This is a genomic window from Pseudomonas sp. FG13 (genome assembly GCF_057809755.1).
The window spans coordinates 1-18018 of the sequence record NZ_JBMDKO010000076.1 but is presented as its reverse complement, the minus strand read 5'-3'; the positions used below and the strand labels follow the sequence as shown (position 1 = coordinate 18018).

The 18018-nt window shown below is 58.2% G+C and carries 19 protein-coding genes; 14 read left to right on the top strand and 5 right to left on the bottom strand.

Going from position 1 to position 18018, the window contains the following annotated elements:
- Positions 1 to 314: 314 nt before the first annotated feature.
- Positions 315 to 947: a LysE family translocator gene (locus tag ACODTO_RS28435; RefSeq protein WP_464709466.1), complete on the top strand. Its 633-nt coding sequence runs from the start codon at positions 315 to 317 to the stop codon at positions 945 to 947.
- Positions 948 to 996: 49 nt separating this feature from the next.
- Here the strand turns inward: ACODTO_RS28435 and ACODTO_RS28430 are convergent, their stop codons facing one another.
- The 4 genes from ACODTO_RS28430 to ACODTO_RS28415 form a co-directional block, all read right to left on the bottom strand.
- Positions 997 to 2265, bottom strand: coding sequence for an aminotransferase-like domain-containing protein (locus tag ACODTO_RS28430; protein WP_489107401.1), 1269 nt, complete (start codon positions 2263 to 2265; stop codon positions 997 to 999).
- 64 nt (positions 2266 to 2329) lie between these two features.
- Entirely contained in the window at positions 2330 to 3475 is a 1146-nt protein-coding gene (locus ACODTO_RS28425) for a trans-sulfuration enzyme family protein (protein WP_139649093.1), read from the bottom strand.
- Entirely contained in the window at positions 3472 to 4956 is a 1485-nt protein-coding gene (gene amrS / locus ACODTO_RS28420) for an AmmeMemoRadiSam system radical SAM enzyme (RefSeq protein ID WP_139649095.1), read from the bottom strand. Before amrS ends, ACODTO_RS28425 begins: the two co-directional genes overlap by 4 nt.
- Positions 4957 to 5055: 99 nt before the next feature.
- A complete protein-coding gene (locus ACODTO_RS28415; protein ID WP_139649097.1) occupies positions 5056 to 5769 on the bottom strand; it encodes a YczE/YyaS/YitT family protein in 714 nt (237 codons plus the stop codon).
- 199 nt (positions 5770 to 5968) lie between these two features.
- On the opposite strand from ACODTO_RS28415, the gene ACODTO_RS28410 reads away from it, so the two are divergent.
- The gene (locus ACODTO_RS28410; protein WP_041021680.1) at positions 5969 to 6400 is read left to right on the top strand and encodes an Lrp/AsnC family transcriptional regulator; all 432 of its coding nucleotides are present in this window, start codon (positions 5969 to 5971) and stop codon (positions 6398 to 6400) included.
- A 36-nt stretch (positions 6401 to 6436) separates the two neighbouring features.
- On the opposite strand, the gene ACODTO_RS28405 is transcribed toward ACODTO_RS28410, so the two are convergent.
- Positions 6437 to 7309, bottom strand: a complete 873-nt coding sequence (locus ACODTO_RS28405) for a response regulator transcription factor (RefSeq protein ID WP_489107400.1) — start codon at positions 7307 to 7309, stop codon at positions 6437 to 6439.
- A gap of 266 nt (positions 7310 to 7575) precedes the next feature.
- On the opposite strand from ACODTO_RS28405, the gene ACODTO_RS28400 reads away from it, so the two are divergent.
- The 12 genes from ACODTO_RS28400 (at position 7576) to ACODTO_RS28345 (ending at position 17845) form a co-directional block, all read left to right on the top strand.
- Positions 7576 to 7770 carry a Flp family type IVb pilin gene (locus tag ACODTO_RS28400; protein ID WP_008070254.1) on the top strand — a complete coding sequence of 65 codons (195 nt, stop codon included), beginning with the start codon at positions 7576 to 7578 and terminating at the stop codon, positions 7768 to 7770.
- 155 nt (positions 7771 to 7925) lie between these two features.
- Positions 7926 to 8120: a Flp family type IVb pilin gene (locus ACODTO_RS28395; RefSeq protein WP_139649100.1), complete on the top strand. Its 195-nt coding sequence runs from the start codon at positions 7926 to 7928 to the stop codon at positions 8118 to 8120.
- Positions 8121 to 8145: 25 nt separating this feature from the next.
- Positions 8146 to 8676, top strand: coding sequence for an A24 family peptidase (locus ACODTO_RS28390; RefSeq protein WP_139649102.1), 531 nt, complete (start codon positions 8146 to 8148; stop codon positions 8674 to 8676).
- Between the two features lie 2 nt (positions 8677 to 8678).
- Positions 8679 to 10007, top strand: coding sequence for a DUF8689 domain-containing protein (locus ACODTO_RS28385; protein ID WP_489107399.1), 1329 nt, complete (start codon positions 8679 to 8681; stop codon positions 10005 to 10007).
- 15 nt (positions 10008 to 10022) lie between these two features.
- Positions 10023 to 10835: a Flp pilus assembly protein CpaB gene (gene cpaB, locus ACODTO_RS28380; protein WP_489107398.1), complete on the top strand. Its 813-nt coding sequence runs from the start codon at positions 10023 to 10025 to the stop codon at positions 10833 to 10835.
- Positions 10836 to 10898: 63 nt separating this feature from the next.
- Positions 10899 to 12218, top strand: a complete 1320-nt coding sequence (locus ACODTO_RS28375; RefSeq protein ID WP_489107397.1) for a pilus assembly protein TadG-related protein — start codon at positions 10899 to 10901, stop codon at positions 12216 to 12218.
- Positions 12219 to 12226: 8 nt separating this feature from the next.
- A complete protein-coding gene (locus ACODTO_RS28370) occupies positions 12227 to 12706 on the top strand; it encodes a TadE/TadG family type IV pilus assembly protein (protein WP_139649109.1) in 480 nt (159 codons plus the stop codon).
- 8 nt (positions 12707 to 12714) lie between these two features.
- Complete coding sequence (locus ACODTO_RS28365; protein ID WP_489107396.1) at positions 12715 to 13209, top strand: TadE family protein; 495 nt, start codon at positions 12715 to 12717, stop codon at positions 13207 to 13209.
- The gene (locus ACODTO_RS28360; RefSeq protein ID WP_489107395.1) at positions 13203 to 14423 is read left to right on the top strand and encodes an AAA family ATPase; all 1221 of its coding nucleotides are present in this window, start codon (positions 13203 to 13205) and stop codon (positions 14421 to 14423) included. The genes ACODTO_RS28365 and ACODTO_RS28360 overlap by 7 nt, the downstream gene beginning before the upstream one ends.
- Positions 14424 to 14426: 3 nt before the next feature.
- The gene (locus tag ACODTO_RS28355) at positions 14427 to 15869 is read left to right on the top strand and encodes a TadA family conjugal transfer-associated ATPase (RefSeq protein WP_175385786.1); all 1443 of its coding nucleotides are present in this window, start codon (positions 14427 to 14429) and stop codon (positions 15867 to 15869) included.
- On the top strand, positions 15866 to 16852 hold the full coding sequence (locus ACODTO_RS28350; RefSeq protein ID WP_265075226.1) for a type II secretion system F family protein: 987 nt from the start codon (positions 15866 to 15868) through the stop codon (positions 16850 to 16852). Before ACODTO_RS28355 ends, ACODTO_RS28350 begins: the two co-directional genes overlap by 4 nt.
- A 27-nt stretch (positions 16853 to 16879) precedes the next feature.
- Positions 16880 to 17845 (top strand): type II secretion system F family protein, encoded by a 966-nt coding sequence (locus tag ACODTO_RS28345; protein WP_175363771.1) that lies wholly within the window; start codon positions 16880 to 16882, stop codon positions 17843 to 17845.
- The last annotated feature ends 173 nt before the right edge of the window (positions 17846 to 18018 follow it).

The following is an 18018-nucleotide window of genomic DNA, read 5'->3' as shown; positions in this document are numbered from 1 at the left end:
CACGACCTTGCCAAGGTCGGGGTCGCGAGTTCGAGTCTCGTTTCCCGCTCCAAATTCAAAAAAACGCCGCTCATTGAGCGGCGTTTTTTTATGCCTGTGAAAAAGCCATTTCAATCGGCGCCGGACCGGCCCAGGTGCTTTAGACGAACAATTTGCATGTGTTTTAGGGCGTTGGCCTTATCACCTTAATAATGAAGGGAGGTTTGGTGAACTACATGCAAAATTAACGGAAAGGCATGTTGGAAAATTAATAATTAATTTCTAAAAAAATGCCGTTCTCCTAACCTTCCAGTACCGATTCTGGAGGTGCATCTATGTTGATTTTCGTTAAATCGATGGTCATTGGGCTTTGTATTGCGGCCCCTGTGGGGCCCATCGGGCTGTTGTGTATACAAAGGAGTCTCATGCTTGGCTGGAGAGCCGGTTTTGCGACGGGGTTGGGGGCGGCCACCGCCGATTCGATCTATGGATTCATAGGGGCGTTGGGTATCACCGCGATCATCGCGACGCTCATCAGCTTCAAGCCCTGGTTATGTATCCTGGGAGGGCTGTTCCTCGCTTACATTGGTTATCAGACAATACGCTCGAACAGCAATGCGACTGCCATGGGGGGCGAGCGTGCCAACATGTTCAAGGCTTACTCGACCACGCTGTTCCTGACCTTGTCGAACCCCATGACCATTTTATCGTTTATCGCGATATTTGCCGCCCTGAGCGATGGCATGGCCAGCGAACAAGGCAGTCAGCACTCAGTGCTGCCCATGGTGACCGGCATATTCCTGGGCTCGGCCGTCTGGTGGTTAGGACTGAGCGGCTTCTCCTCCATCTTCAAGGCCAGGATCGCTCAATCAAAAATTAAATTGATCAACTACTTTTCCGGGGCAACCATCAGTTTGTTAGGGGCGTACCAAGTGGCAACCGGCGTGATGCTGGCCACGGGAGTTTGAGAAGGTTTCCCCATTCGGTGAATGATGCCGATGTCTCAGTCCCCTTCAGTCAGGAGGGGACTTTCCCCAGCCTGGACTCAACGTAGGCTTTGAAACGACCTATCGCCTGTGTGGTTTGTGTGGCTGTGGCATTACTGAACGACAACCTGACCTGATTGACCGCTTCGTTCGTCAGTGAGAACAAGGACGTGGGGAATACAATGACCCTGAAGTCCCTGGCGCACTCGTTCATCTCAGCCTGTCCGAAGACAAAAGGCAGGTGCACATTGATGAAGAAGCCGCCCGCCGGATGATTCCAGGTGACGGTTGGTTGGGAATCGCCTTCGGAGGGGAAGGCACGCTCAAGGCATTCAAGCATGTGCTTCCTCTTCTGTGTGTAAGACAGCACTCTGGGTTGGTTCAGACTCTTCAGCGAGTAATTGTTTTCGATCAGCAAACCGCCGACGACCGCTTGGCACAGGGCTGGAGTGTTGACCGTGATCAAACTTTTGGCTTTGCACAACCTGGCGCTGAAGGGCATGACTCCTGCGCCTTCCGGAGCGACTACGTAGCCCATGCGCAAGCCCGGGAAAATCGATTTGGAAAACGAGCCGAGCAGGAATACTCGACGGCTGTCCATCGACCTCATCGATGCAATCTCATCTCCCTCATATCGGAAGTAGCGGTATGCCGTGTCTTCCAGGATGAAAAAATTCAGTTCATTGGCTAAGCGAAGCATCGCCTCCCTGGCGGGATAGGACAGGCTGTCGGCAGTAGGATTGCTAAAGTCTGGAATCGCATACAGTGCGCGTATTTTTTCCCCTTTGGACTCAAGCTCTTCAGCCAATCTGCGCAGGGCGGTTGGATCGAGAAAAGTCACCATGGGCACGGGGAGCATCTTTATACCCAGCAGTTTTGCAATGCCTGTGACCCCGGAAAACACAGGATCTGGCACCAGTAAAATGCCGCCTCCTTCAAAGAGCGATAAGAGCGTCAAAGTGCACGCTTCCTGGAAGCCCATGCACACCACGATATTTTCGGGATTGGAAATTGTTATCGCTTCATCTACGTACAGGTAGTCGGCGATTATTTCATTGATGATCCCGGAGGTTTTTCCATATTGGCAAAGCAGTGTCGTTAGTGAGAGTTCGGTGCTGGCGATGTGTTGTCGATAGCGGGCCAATCCCTTGTCGATGAGCGCGGGGTCGCAGTACTCGTCGTCAGGTCGCCCGGAAGCCAGTGATATAGCCGCTGGGTTTTCCTGGGCAATCGTATTCAGAAGATGAATGACGTTGAGGATAGGGTGTTCGAATAGCGTATTTTCGACGGCGTTGGACACGCTCGCTTCTCCATAAAAAAAGCAACGAGCGCTTTGGGCGCCCGTCGCTCATGACTGACAGCCGTTACGCAGGATTGAGTGAACGTGCCTGGTCAACCTTGTTTTCCATGGCTTCGAATGCCTGCAGCAGGTCCTCTTTAAGGTCCTCGAGGTCTTCCAGGCCAAAGCACAATCGAACCAGGCCCTTTTCAATGCCCATGTCCGCTTTTTCCTGTTCCGTCATCGAGGCATGGCTGCCACTGAACGGCTGCGCAACCATCGAGGTCACACAGGCCATCCCCGTGCCTGTGCCAAACCATTTGAGGGCGCTGGTGAAGGTTTTGTAGAAGGGCACCAGGTCGGGCCGGATATCGACAAACACAATGCCGCCATAACCCGTCAGCTGCTTGCCATCGATGCGTGGGTAATAGACATGCTCGATAAAGGGCAGTTCGCGCAGGTAATTGAGCATGCTCAAGGTCGTATGGCTGTGTTTCTCCATGCGCAGGTTGAACGTCTGCATGCTTCGGCGAAGCAACCATGCGCTATTGGGGGTCAATATCGAGCCTGAATAAAAGCGGCCTTCAAGCAGGCGGTTATAGATCGCCTGATCATTGACGAGCACCAGTCCACCCATGACATCGCTATGCCCGGAGAAGTATTTCGTCGCACTGTACAGCGAGATATCGGCGCCAAAGTTCAGCGGCTTCTGATAGATCGGCGTGGCCCAGGTGTTGTCGACGATCACCAGGGCGTCTGGATTGTTTTGTTTGACTGCTTTGCTGACCTCATGGATATCAATGTCTTTCAGGAAAGGATTTGTCGGTGTTTCGAAAATGACCATGTCGACGTTGGGTGGCAACGCTTTCAGGCCGGCTTCTGTGGTGAGGTCCAGGATCGTCAGCTGCGCACCGATGCGTGCAGCGTATCTCTGGAACAGCTTGTAGGAGCAGCCATAGATATATTTGTTGATCACCAGTGACCCACCCGGTTTCAACAGTTCCAACACCATGTAGATAGCGCTCATCCCGGTGCTGTAGGCCAAGGCATATTCGCTCCCTTCAAGGGACGCGACCACCTGTTCCAATTCAGTCACATTGGGGTTGGCCTTTCTCGAATAGAAGAATGCCGAGTCAGCACTGAAGGCGCTGCATTGATAAATCGGTGTGACCGAGGGGTGAGCGTCTCGATCATCGACTTTGATATGAAGTATTTCCGTGGACACGTTCATGCCTGGGTCACCATTTTGATGACCTGTTCGTACATGTTCTGCTTGCCCTCATAGCCAATGGTCGGCGTAATGTCGTTTTGCGAAATACCAATCTCTTCGATCGATTCGGTTGGGAAGTGAGCCCTGTCGAATACTTCATGAAGGTTTGAATTCACCCCGTCGGGTAGCCAGACCTCAGGCCCCGACTCGTCGATTCGGGCCTTGGCGATAATGAATCGATAGCTTTCATGGGGGCGCAATGTCAGTGATTTCCAATCGCTGTTGAGCCCGTCGGTGTAGTTGCGCCGCAGGTAGACGGTCTGTTCGAAGTCTTCGGTATTCAGCACCTGGGCGTGCAGCGACACGATATCCCCGTGCCACTCGAATTTCCGCTTCTCGTAAGCAGACAGCGCGTCCTCTTGCATCCCGACCGGGGTATTGGCTTTGTATTCGCCCAGCAATTTGAAATGCGCATCATGGCCGCACTGAGAGCAGCAGCCTTTGCTGTCCAGTCCGATGATTTCGGCGTTCAGGCCGTAGCGGGTAACGAGCAGGGCGTTGCAGTTATTGCAACTGGTATTGGTGCCCTCGACATCATTCACGTTCCCCAGGTAGACATGCTCGACGCCCATGCTGCGGGCAACATCCCGAGCCTTCAGGAGCCTGTCCACGGGCGTTCGAACGCTATTGCTCATTTTGTAATCGGGGTGGAATCTCACGAAGTGCAGGGGCACGTTCGGCCCCAGTTCATCCAATACCCACTGGCTGATTTTTCTGGCGGTGTCTTCATCGTCGCTGATGTCGGTCACCATCAAGGTACTGACTTCGACATATTTACCGGCGTCGTAGACTTTCTTGATACCAGCCAGGACCGGCTCAACCCAGCCCGTGGTGACTTTCCGATAGTATTCGGGGGAAATCGATTTGAGCGAAATCGAGAAAATATCAATGACCGGCAACAATTCATCAATGGCTTCTTCACTGATGAAGAAGGCTGATTTATACAAGTTGATCAGGCCCGCTTCCTTGGCCAGTTTTGCCGTGTCGAGGATGAATTCATGCCAGACCACTGGATCGTTATACGTCCAGGAGAGGACGCGTATCCCGTGCTTGAGCGCGGTCTCCACAACCTGTTCCGGGGTGTAGTAATACACATCCTTGTCGGTTACATACTTGGCTTGCGAGGTTTTCCAGTTATGGCAATAACCGCAGTTGAGCATACAACCAATATTGCCCAGGGAAAGAATCCGCTCGCCCGGGGCAAAGTGGAAGACCGCCTCGGTTTCGATCGTCTCTTCAGTGCTGTGAACGCCTTTCCCGTAATTCAATGTAACGAGTCGGCCGCCTCGATTTCCGCGAACCTTGCAGAAACCTAACTTGCCCTCCTGGATGACACAGTTGCGTGGCGAAAGATGACACTTTACGGCTCCGCCCGGGAGTAGTTCTTCCAGTTTTGCCGGGGTGCTTTCCAAGGTCCAGTTTTTATTTTTTGTAGTGTCCATCTCTCATTTCCTCATTGCGAAAGTTGCCAACAACATCATCGGTTAAAAAGTCGAGGCGAAACAGTTCAGCCGCCATAAGTGGCAGTCATTTTGTTGTAATCAGTAAGCGGACGAAGCGCGGATCAAGCCATGGTTCTTGAGTGAGAAACGCCGGGTATTCATGTTCATGAACGGTTGGATAAGTGGGCCGATTACCAATAAGAAGGCAATTGTTCCCACACCGAAAGGGCCACCCAACAACCAGCCACTTGAAAAGATGCCGATTTCAATGATCATTTTGGCTTTGGTGAATGACCAGCCCCATTTGGAAACCATGGTCAATACCACCAGATCCATGATCCTGATACCAATACCGCTCATGATGATCAGCGCAGACGAGTAGGCACACAGGATCAGTCCTATTGCCAGTAAAGTGTACTCATTGACTCTGACAATCAAATACTCGCCCATTCCCAACACCGACCACAAGTCAATCAGCAAACCTGTCAGCGTGGTGGTAATGAATGGACTGATCGGCGGGTACTTTTTGTTCCAGAGCATCCACCATATTAGAAAGAACAAGGAGACGATAGCCGAACACGCGCCCATTCCAAGGGCAAATAGTTTATCTATCGAAATGATCAGGACATCTAAAGGATCGGTTCCCAGTTGGCTGATAATGAAGCACTTGGCACCCACCGAGAAGAGTCCGACACCCATCAGGTACATCAGCAGCTGATCCCTTTTGAAATTCCGCAGATCTAGGACTTGCGTTCCAACATACTGGGCGAATGGATGTGACTTTCTTCCACACTTTATTTTTTCATCTTCCATGCGAACACCATCCCTGGAGAGAAATATTTTATTATGCAGTGCGTCATGCCAAAGAGGAGGCTATTGATTGCCCGGATTCTTTTTAGGCTTTTCAGGCAGGAAATAGGCTAGCACTCTGCTTTATTTTGGTGCATGATTTTTTTAATGAAAAACGCGGGCTTTTCATTAAATTTTACAGTTCTTACCGAGAGAAACGCACATGGACCGTATAGACATAAAAATCCTGGGGAAGGTACAGGACTGTGGCCGCATTTCCATCACGGAACTTTCCAAGCATGCGGGTCTTTCTATTCCTGCCACCACTGACAGGTTACGCAAGCTGGAAGACTCTGGGGTCATCAAGGGCTATAGCGCACAGTTAGACCCTACCAAGCTTGGGTACGGCATCTCGGCTGTCGTCGGCATCACCACCCTCAAGCCGGCGAAAGCCAAATTGATAGCGACGCTCCAGGACATTCCCGAGGTCGTGGAGTGCCTGCACATCACGGGTAACGACTCCTACCTGATCAGGATCTATGCCAAATCGATGGCTGAGATCGAGGCGATCATTGCCAATATCAACGCGTACGGAGAGACGCGCACCAGCATTGTCTTGTCAGTTCCTATCGAGAGAAGAAAGCTCGCCCCTTGAGACGCTTGAACACCAGCCATCGCATCAAGACGCCCGTCAGCCCTCCAGACTGTGCACCAGGCTCTCAAGCGCTTCCATGCTGGCTTCTTCCTCCGGCGCCGATGGCGTGACAGCCGTCGTGCGCACCTGCCGCGCCAGGCGGTATTCGCTGGGGGTGCAGTTGGCGTACTGCTTGAAGGCGCGGGCAAAGTAGGACGGGTCCTTGAAACCGGCTTCGTAGCCAATGCTGGTGATGGGCATTTCGCTGTTATCCAGCAGTTCCTTGGCAAAACTCATGCGCTTGTTCAGGACGTAGTCGGTAAAGCCCAGCCCGTTGGCTTCCTTGAACAGGCGGCTGAAGCGAAACGTGGTCATGCCGCAACGCTTGGCCAGGTCTCGCTGATCGATGCTGTCGCGAAAATGCTGGTCGATGTACAGCAGGATGTGGTTGAGGGCCTGGTGTTTCTGGTGACCGGAGGTCAGGCGAATGCTGTCCGGCAGGGTGGGGGAGTGGTCGATCAGCGAGGTCTTGCCGCGACTGCCGGTATTGCGCCGCAACTCGCACAATTGAATCACCGCTGTCAGGTAGCGCTTTCTCTCGGTGGCTGAAAGGGGCAGGACCATGTATTCCCAGACATTGGAGCGCATGGCCCAGACCGCCAGCTCTTCAGAATGCTGCACGGTGAACATGGTGATGGGAATGGTGGGCACGGTCCGCTTGATCTCCAACAACCGCCTCAGGCCCGGGGTGTCCGGCCGGTCGAAATGAATGCAGATCATGTCGACCTGCTCCCCACCCGGCAGCGTGGCGTTGGTGGCCAGCGTGCAATGGCAGGCTTGCTCGAACTGGATGGCGAGTTCCTTCGTGGACCGATCGTGAGTCAGATCGAACCACAACAACCTTGGCTTTCCGGTCAGATTCGACGTCATGTGCCTACTCAGTGGTTCTTCCTGCCCTTTAGCCGGAAGTATCGTCAATGTGCTATCACCGCGCCGAATAAATTCTTATCAAAAGCCAAGTTTTTATCGCCATTCCATCGCGACGGCTCCCGCGACCCCAGCGGATGACCTCGCGCAAAATAATCCTAGCGATGTGCAAAATCCTCCTAACGGCTATGCCGGCCTCCTGACTAGGGTTGCATCAGGCAGTTCGCAATGTACTGCCCTTGAAAAACAACCCCGATGAGGTGTGCGAAATGACTCTTCAAACTATCAAGGCTTCGGTACTGAAGTTCGCCAAAGATGAAGATGGCCTGACCATTGTGGAATACGCCGTGGCCGGTGGGTTGATCACCGTATTGGTGGCTGCTGCCTTCGTTCTTCTGGGCGGTGCCGTGAATACCAAGATCCGCGCGCTGTGCCAGGCCGTCAACGGCAACGTTGCCTGCTGATCGCAACGCTTTGCGATAGGGGGACACGGCAACTTTTACGGAATCACGCTTGCGACTCTTTTGCAGTGAGTACAACGAATACCTCAAATGGACTTGGCGCTGTCCCCAAGTACTAGGTTCATGGCCGTATTACTTCCGAATGTGAGGTAAATAAAATGACTCTGCACACAATCAGAACTTCGATCCTCCGGTTCGCCAAAGATGAAGAAGGCTTGACCATCGTGGAATACGCGGTGGCGGGTGGCTTGATCACGGTGCTGGTGGCGGCGGCATTCGTCCTTTTGGGCGGCGCGGTGGATACCAAGATCCGGGCACTTTGCCAGGTCGTCAACAGCAACGTTGCCTGCTAACGAAACTGCAACCGGGAGACGCGCCATGTCCATGGAATTGCTGGTGTCGACATCAATACTGCTGGGACTGCTGGGCGTGGCGGTGGTGAGCGATCTGCTCCGCCACCGCATCCCCAACTCACTGGTCCTTCTGGGGCTCGCCCTAGGGCTGGCCGGTCAGGTCTACACGGGCGGGATCAGCGGCTTGGGCGATAGCCTGCTGGGCCTGCTGATCTGCTTCGCGTTGTTCCTGCCGATGTACGCAGTCGGTGGCATGGCGGCCGGTGACGTCAAGTTGATGACCATGGTCGGCAGTTTCCTGCCATTCCATTACGCCTTATGGGCTGCATTGTTCAGCCTGATCGCCGGCGGTGTGTGCGGATTCCTGATTGTCCTGGTCCGCGGCCAACTGCTTCAAACCCTCGGGCGTTACTGGCTGATCGTTCGGGCCCAGTCCTACCTGGCGCCCACTTCGGACGAAGTGGCCGGGAAACCCTTTCCTTATTCGATTGCGATCCTGATCGGCACTTTGAACAGCGTCTACTGGCAACTGGTTGCCGGTGGCTGGGGAGGCTAGTCATGCACGTCATCAACGATAGTGATGCCTACCCCAGCGAACGGGAGGCGGTACAACGCTTGGCACCTCAGCCTTGCACGATTCGCGACACCGGCCTGACGGACAGTTTCCTGGGTGAACTGGTGTGCAAGCATCTGCATGACGCCGGTATGCTGGATATGCCGCGACTGGTGGAGCGCCTGGCGCTGACCGGCGCGGTGCTGGAAGAAGTCCTGGCGTTCTTGCGCAAGGACGGTCGTGTCGAGGTGCTGGGCCAGATCGGCCAGGCGAGTGTGCAGGCGTTGCGTTATGGCCTGACCGAACGCGGTCGCAGCTCTGCCCGGGACGCCTTGGCCCGCAGCGGTTATATCGGCGCGGCACCGTTCCCGGTGAGCACCTATCGTTCCCTGATCAAGATCCAGACCATTCACCACGGTCGTATTACCGCCAACGACATGCAGCAGGCCCTGTCGGGCATGGTGCTGAGCCAAGGCATGCTCGACCAGTTGGGCGTGGCCCTGAACTCCGGGCGGGCAATCATGATTTATGGCCCGGCAGGCACCGGCAAGACCTACGTCAGCAGTCGGTTGATCCGGCTGTTTGCCGAGGCCATCTGGGTGCCCCACGCCATTGTCATCAACGAGTCGGTGATCGAGATCTACGACCCGCAGGTGCATCAGCGCCTGGATGACAACAGCCAACCGAACAACCTGATGCTCAACGAAGGCATCGACCGCCGGCTGCTGTGCTGCAAGCGCCCCATCGTCATCACCGGTGGCGAGCTGAGCATGGAGCAGCTGGATGTCCGCTACGATCCGTTCACTCGTCAATACCAGGCCGCCTTGCAGCTCAAGGCCAGCAATGGCCTGTTCATCATCGACGACATGGGCCGCCAGCGCATGGCCCCGGCCGAATTGCTCAACCGCTGGATCGTGCCCATGGAAGAGAAGCGTGACTTCATCAACCTGGGCGGTGGTCGGCATTGCGAACTGCCGTTCGATCTCGTCCTGGTGTTCTCCACCAACCTCAATCCCTTGGAGTTGGCCGACGAGGCGTTCCTGCGGCGCATTGGCTACAAGGTCCAGTTCGGTTACCTCAAGCCCGACGAATACGAACGCATCTGGCGCCAGGAGTGCGAGCGCTTGGGTGTCCCTTACGACCCGCTGTTGGTGCGTTATGTACTGCAGCGGCTGTATGCCGGCGAAGGCATGCCTCTGGTGCCTTGCCATCCGCGCGATTTATTGAACATGGCGCTCGACCGCCAGCGTTACCTGGGCGGTTCCGGACCCCTGATGCCGCAAGAGCTGGAATGGGCCTGGCACAACTACTTCGTTCAGCTCGACTTCCTTTGATTCGGAGATACCGACATGAGCTCTCGTACGCTTCCGCTGATTGGCGTTTCCCTGGTAATGGGCCTTGGCGCTGCATGGATGGCCGACTCCTGGTTGAGTGCGCGACTCAATGCGACCCCCGATGATCACCTGCGCAGCGTGGTGGTCGCCACCGTGGAAATCCCCTTCGGGCAAATGGTCGAGGCCCAGCAGGTCACCACTGTGCGCATGCCGATGGATACGATCCCGGACGATGCCTTCGACTCCAGTGAAAAGGCCGTGGGCAAGATCGCCACGTTCGACATCCTGCGCGGCGACATCGTGCGCGGTGCGCGTCTGAGCGAGCACCTGGGTGGCAGCACCCTGGCCTCGCTGATCGCGCCCGACAAGCGCGCCATTTCGGTCCGGGTGGACGATGTCGTGGGCGTCGGTGGGTTCCTGCTGCCGGGTAACCGGGTCGATGTGCTGGCGACCAAGACCACCAGCGCCGGCAGCAACAGCGCCACGTCCCGGACCATCCTGGAAAACCTGCGGGTGCTGGCGGTGGACCAGACGGCGGGCACGGACAAGACCCAACCGGTGGTGGTGCGGGCCGTGACGCTGGAAATGACAGCGGTCGAAGCGGAGGCGCTGGTCACCGCGCAAACCGAAGGCAAGCTGCAACTGGCCCTGCGCAACCCCCTGAACCTGGAGAAAAAAGCCGTGGCTGTCGCGCCGCCGGCGCCACCGGTCATGGCGGTAGCCGCCGCTCCGGTACCACGGCCCATCGTGCAACGCGTCAAGGTGCAGGACAGCGCAGAGGTGACGGTGATACGTGGCATTGAAAGCAAGGTGATCAACCTTCGCTGAGTGGCGCGAAAACAGCCTGGTTTCCAGGCGATGGCGATCCTCAATGCAGTCAACGAGGGCGTGATGATGAATTCCGATATCGGACGGCGCCAGGGAGGGGCAGTGAGTGTATTGATGGTGATCGCCTTGGTGGCGATCACCATGATGGCAGCGTTGGCCCTGGACGGCGGCCACATGTTGCTCAACAAGACGCGTTTGCAGAGCGCAGTGGATGCCGCAGCCTTGAGCGGGGCCAAGACCCTGAGCCAGGTCACGGGCGGCCTCAACATGGCCAGCACGACCCGTGCGGCGGCCCTGGACACGCTGAACAAGAACGCCCAGGCCTTGGGCAACACGGAACTGGCCACCGCAGTCGCCGGCAATCCGGGGGCGTTTGCCGTGGTAGAGCTGGCCAGCAGCGTCTATGGCCCGTTCTCTTACCCCGGCCCTGCCGATGCCAAGTACGTGCGGGTGTCGGTATCGAGTTATCAACTGAACGGGTTTTTCTGGAGTTTCGTCCAGACCATGGGCAGTTCCGGCCTGGGCAGCAAGAGAGTGGCAGCCATTGCCACAGCAGGGCCCAGCCCTACCTCGCCTTGCGATCTGGCACCCTTGATGGTCTGCGGTGACCCTAGCCAATACAGTCCGGCTGGCGGCAACTTCTGGGGGTACCACTTTGGTGATCTGCAGGTCTTGAAGACGGCGGCGGGCAATTCGTCGCCCATCGGCCCCGGCAACTTCCAACTGCTCGATTTCGGTTCCGGCGGCAGTGCGGTGCGTGAGGACCTGGCTGGCGGCGGTTCGATCTGCAGAAGTGTCGGGGACAACGTCCAGACTTCGCCGGGCAACACCGCCGGCCCGACGTCTCAGGGCTTGAATACGCGCTTTGGTATCTACAACGGTCCCGTCAGCGCGTCGGACTATCCACCGGACCTGGTGACGACCTCCAGCTCCCCTGCGATGACCTATGACGATGCGCTCTCCCAGGCGCAATACAAGAACAAGCCTGTCACGTCTAACCATGGCGATCTTTCGGCGGGCGGCGAGGCAATACTGGATTACAACGACTGGCGAGCCAAAGTCGCCGCTTGCGTGGCGGGAGGGGCCAGTGGCTGCCAGAGCAACGGTGTCTTCGAGCGCCGGATGTTGAAGATCGTGATCGGCAACTGCACCGGCAAGCAGGGCGGCTCCACCTCGATTCCGGTCTTGGGGTTCGGTTGCTATTTCGTCGTGCAACCGGTGAATGGTGGTGGTACGGACTCCCTGGTCTTCGGCCAGTTCGTCCAGGAATGTGAAGGCGATGGCGTGCCGGGCCCCACACCGTCCACCGATGCCGGCCCGCAGATCATCCAGCTCTACAAAACCTACCTCAACGGCAGTGGCAATCCGAGCACTGACTCGTAGGAGGCGTCATGGGACTTGTTCAATTCAAATCCTCACAGGCCCAGCAAGGCGTGGCGCTGGTGGAGTTCACCCTGGTGCTGCCCCTGGTGCTGATGCTGTTGCTGGCCTTCGGCGAGTTCGGTCGCATGCTCTACCAGTACAACGTGTTGTTGCAGGCCAGCCGTGACGCCGATCGATTCGTCGCCGGCCAGGCCTGGAATTCCACGTTGGGCGGCATCGCCCTGAGCAACACCTTGTTGACCCAGACGAAAAACGTCGCGGTGTATGGCGTGCCCGCCCAGGTCGGTAGTCCGGTTGTGTCCGGGTTGACCACGGCCAACGTGGCGGTCGCCGCGGTGGGCACCAACCATGTACGCGTCACCATCACCTACACGTTCTGCCCGGTGATTGGCGCGGGCAATTGCGCCGGGTCACTGCCGGGCTTCTTCGGCGCGGCCATGCCCCTGGGCATTCCGCTGGTCGCAACCACTGTGATGAGGGCGCTGTGATGAAGCCGATGAACCACAAACACATGCGCGGCACCTACATCGTCGAGTTTTCCTTCGTGGGCCTGCTGGTGTTCATCCTGCTGTTCGGCGTGGTGGAGATGGGCCGGTTGTACTTTACCGCCAATGCCCTGGATGAAGCCGCACGGCGCGGTGCGCGCCTGGCGGCGGTGTGCAACATCAGCGATCCGGTGGTGTTGCGCCGGGCCATCTTCAACGCCGCGACCGACGCCGGCACCAGCCAACTGATCAGCAGCCTGGCCACCACGAACCTGGCGCTGACCTATCTGGACGTCAACGGCGCCGTGGTAGCGAACCCCTCCGACACAGTCAGTGCCAACGGCTTCCGGGCCATCCGCTACGTCCAGTTGAGCGTACAGAACTACGTGTTCAACCTGTTCATTCCCGGCCTGGGCGTGTCCATTACCTTGCCCGCCTTCAGGGCAACCTTGCCACGGGAAAGCCTTGGGCGCCATTCCGATTCCGGGGAGATCACACCATGCTGAATACCAGAGAAACGCCCGTTTCGAGTACCGTCGGCAAAGCCGGGCTGCGACTGCTGATCAGCAGCCGCGACGCCGCGTCTCTGCGCGACCTGCAATGTGTCTGCCAGCGCATGCCCTGCCTGGAAGTCAGTACGCGATTGGTGAGCAATGGGCATGTAGATCCCCTTTACGGCCTGGAGCGCATGCCCGACCTGCTGCTGCTGCGGGTCAGCCACCTGTGGCGCGAAGAGCTGGCGGCGTTGCTGCAACGTCCGGCCCATGAGCGTCCACCAATGCTGGTGTGTGGCCTGTTGGGCGATCAGGATGCCATGCGCCTGGCCATGCAGGCCGGTGCCCGTGACGTGCTGCCCGAGCCCATCGCCGAGACCGAATTGGTCGCGGCGCTGAATCGCCTGGTGGCCGAGGTTCGCCTGGGCAATGGCGCCGAGGGCAAGCTGGTCGCCGTGATCGGCGCCAAGGGCGGCTCCGGCGGGACCCTGGTGGCCTGCAACCTGGCCCAACAACTGAGTGCCCGGGCGGGAAATACCCTGTTGCTGGATATGGACCTGCAGTTCGGCAGCGTGACCCATTACCTCGACGTCGCGCAGTCCCACAGCCACCTGGAAGTGCTGCAGCAGATCGACGACCTGGACAGCATCGCGCTGCGCGGTTTCTGCAGTCACTTCAGTCCGACCCTGCATGTGCTGGGCGGGCGTGCCGGTGAGTTGTGCCTGCCCCAGGACGCCCAACCGGAACAGCTCGACACCCTCCTGCAACTGGCCCGCGCCAGCTACGACTGGGTGGTGGTGGACCTGCCGCGGCAGATCGATCATCTCACCGGCTCCGTGCTGGAGCAGGTGGACCGGGTGTACGTGGTGGTGCAACAGAGCGTCAGCCACCTGCGCGATGCCAGTGCCCTGGTGCGGATCCTGCGCGAAGACCTGGGTGTGCGCGGGGACCAGTTGCAGATCGTGGTCAACCGCTATGACAAGGCGGCCGCGATCAGTCTCAAGGACATCGGCGAGGCCCTGCGCTGCACGAACCTGTCCAAATTACCCAATGACTTCAACTTGGTCAGCCAGAGTCAGAACACTGGCGTGCCGTTGGGGCTGCACGCGCCGAGGGCGGCCATCACCGTCGCCCTGCGCGATTTGACCGAGGACCTGGTCGGTCACCAGATGAACACAGACAAAGGCCTGTTCAAACGCGCCTTCAACCGTTTTTTCGGGGGATGACCCATGATCAGCGATTTCCGCAACCGCTTGCGCAAACAGTCCGGTAAACCCGGTGCTTCAGTGGCCTCCCTGCAGGGCGATGGCTTGTCGGATTCGACGGAGGAACTGATGGCCTGGGAACAGGCCGTCCCGGACGTGCTCTATGAAACCCGCAGCCAGGTCACCCCGGTGGAAGCCGAGTGGCGGGAAAGGATCTACCAGCAATTACTCAAGGTCATGGACCTGTCCTTGCTCGATGCCCTCGAACAGGTCGAGGCCTCGCGGCAGATTCGCGATATCTGCCAGCGCCTGCTCGAAGAACACTCGGCGCCGGTGAGCACCGCCAGTCGTCAGTTGATCATCAAGCAGATCACCGATGAGGTGCTGGGCCTTGGCCCGCTGGAGCCGCTGCTGGCCGACCACAGCGTGTCCGACATCCTGGTCAACGGGTTTGCCTCGGTCTACGTCGAGCGCTTCGGCAAGCTGCAACGAACCGACGTGCGCTTTCGTGACGACCAGCACCTGCTGAACATCATCGACCGCATCGTCTCCAGCCTGGGGCGGCGCATCGATGAGTCCTCGCCACTGGTGGACGCCCGGCTCAAGGATGGCTCGCGGGTCAACGCGATCATCCCGCCGCTGGCCATCGACGGTCCGAGCATGTCGATCCGGCGCTTCGCAGTGGACCTGCTCAACACCGACAGCCTGATCCAGGTGGGCACCATGACCCCGGCCATTGCCCTGTTGCTCAAGGCCATCGTACGCGGGCGCCTGAACGTGCTGATTTCCGGCGGGACCGGCAGCGGCAAGACCACCATGCTCAATGTGCTGTCCAGTTTCATTCCGCACAACGAACGCATCGTCACCATCGAGGATTCGGCCGAGCTGCAACTGCAGCAACCCCACGTGGTGCGCCTGGAAACCCGGCCTTCGAACATCGAAGGGCGCGGCGAGGTAAGCCAGCGGGAGCTGGTGCGCAACAGCCTGCGGATGCGTCCGGACCGGATTGTCATTGGCGAGGTGCGCGGTGCCGAGGCACTGGACATGCTCACGGCCATGAACACCGGTCACGATGGTTCCTTGACCACCATCCACGCCAACACCGCACGGGATGCCCTGGGGCGAATCGAGAACATGGTGTCGATGACCGGGGCGACTTTTCCGATCAAGGCCATGCGTCAACAAATTGCCTCGGCCATCGATGTGGTGATCCAACTGGAGCGTCAAGAAGATGGCAAACGACGGGTGGTAAGCATTCAGGAGATCAACGGCATGGAAGGGGAGGTCATCACCATGACCGAAATCTTCTGCTTTGCCCGCCAGGGCATCGGCGAGCACGGCGAGGTACTCGGTGAGTATCGGCCCAGCGGCATGATCCCGGCCTTTCGCGATGTGTTGGCCAAACGTGGCATCGAGTTGCCGCTGACCCTGTTCCGCCCTGAGTGGATGGAGGCCCGGACGTCATGAACAATATCCCTGCCGAATTTATCCTGATTTTCCTGGGCATGGTGTTCATCGCCGTTTTCCTCTTGTCCCAGGGCGTGGTGGTGCCGGTGTTCGGCGAGGCCGGCAAGATGCGCAAGCGCATTCGCGGGCGCCTGCATGTACTGGAGAAGGCCAACCACCTGCCCAATATGCAAACCGTATTGCGGCAGAAATACCTGACGCGCCTGTCGCCCCTGGAGGCCCGGCTCGAGCAGTTGCCCTTCATGGCCAACCTGACGCAACTGATCGAGCAGGCCGGCCATGAATACCGCGCCTATCGGGTGATGGTGCTCGGTCTGGTCCTGGGCGTGGCGGCCGCTGCCTTGGTGTTGATGGTTTCGCCAATCTGGTGGATGGCATTGCTGGCGGCCTTTGTGCTGTTCTGGGTGCCGGTGTTGAAAATAATGCGCGACCGCAGCAAGCGTTTCGCGGCGTTCGAGGAAGGTTTACCGGATGCGCTGGACGCCATGTGCCGGGCCCTGCGCGCCGGTCACCCGTTCAACGAAACCCTGCGGTTGGTGGCCGATGAGCATAAGGGGCCAGTGGCCCAGGAGTTCGGCCTGACCTTCGCCGACATCAACTATGGCAATGATGTGCGCCGGGCCATGCTGGGTCTGTTGGAGCGCATGCCCAGCATGACGGTGATGATGCTGGTGACCTCGATCCTCATCCACCGCGAAACCGGTGGCAACCTGACCGAGGTGCTGGAGCGCCTGAGCCGGTTGATCCGCGGGCGCTTCCGCTTCCAGCGCAAGATCAGGACCCTGTCGGCGGAAGGGCGCATGTCGGCCTGGGTGCTGGTGGCGATTCCTTTCGTGCTGGCGATTGCCATCGTGCTCACGAGCCCCAGCTACATGCCTGTGCTGATCAACGATCCCATAGGCCACAAGCTGATCATCGGTGCGTTCTGCGCCATGTTGATCGGGATTTTCTGGATACGGAAGATCATCCGGATCCAGGTTTGAACGCTGTCTTGCCGCGGGGTATCAGTCATGGATTTTTTGCTCGGGTTATTCAGTCGGCTTACCGGGAACGAAGAGCTGGCTCGCCTGCTGTTTGTCACTGCGATTGGGCTCAGTACAGTGCTGACGATGGCCGCCTTGCTGTTGTTGATGCTGGGGTTGCAGGACCCGGTCCAGCGGCGCCTGGCGCTGATCAAGCGTGGCTATTCGGGCAGCGCGGCGGGGCATGAGGCGCCCGGTAATCTGCAACTGCTGCTCGAACGGATCGGCCAGCGCTTTGCCTCGGCCGATCCGACCCAGACGTCCGCCACCCAGATCCTGCTGACGCACGCCGGTTACCGCTCCGCGTCGGCGGTGCAGATGTACTGGGCCGTGCGCCTGATGCTGCCGCTGTTGATGCTCGGCCTGGCGCTCTTGCTGCTGCCGCTGGTCAAGGTGCCCATGATCATTGGCCTGCTGGGGGTGATCCTGTTGGTGGGCATCGGCTGGCTGTTGCCGGCGCTCTACGTCGGTAAGCGCAAGCAGGCGCGCCAGGCCCGGTTGCGCGCCGCCTTTCCGGATGCGCTGGATCTGATGGTGGTGTGCGTCGAGTCGGGCCTGGCCCTGCCCACGACCATCGAGCGGGTGGCCGAGGAAATGGCGGTCAGCCAGGTTGAATTGGCCGAAGAGCTGGCCCTGGTCAATGCGCAGATCCGCGCAGGCATCACCAGTACCGAGGCGCTCCGGCAACTGGCCATGCGCACCGGCCTGGAGGACATCCAGGGGCTGGTCAGCCTGTTGGCGCAGAGCATCCGCTTCGGTACCAGCGTGGCCGATACCCTGCGTATCTACGCTGATGAGTTCCGTGACCGGCGTACCCAGGCTGCCGAGGAAATGGGGGCGAAAATTGGCACGAAGCTGATCTTTCCGCTGATCTTCTGTCTGTGGCCGAGTTTCTTTCTGGTTGCGATTGGGCCGGCCATGATTGGGGTGTTCAGGGCGTTTGGGAATATGTAGCTGCGTGGGGCCGTTGTGGATCGAGTACATATTCATTTCTGCGGTAACGGCTGCTGGCGGTTCCGCTTTTACAGCGGGTCACTTTTGGAAGAGCGCCAAAAGTAACCAAAAACGCTTTGCCCCACCACTCGGCACCTCGCCTAGGCTCGGTGTGCCCTCACTCCGGCATTGCT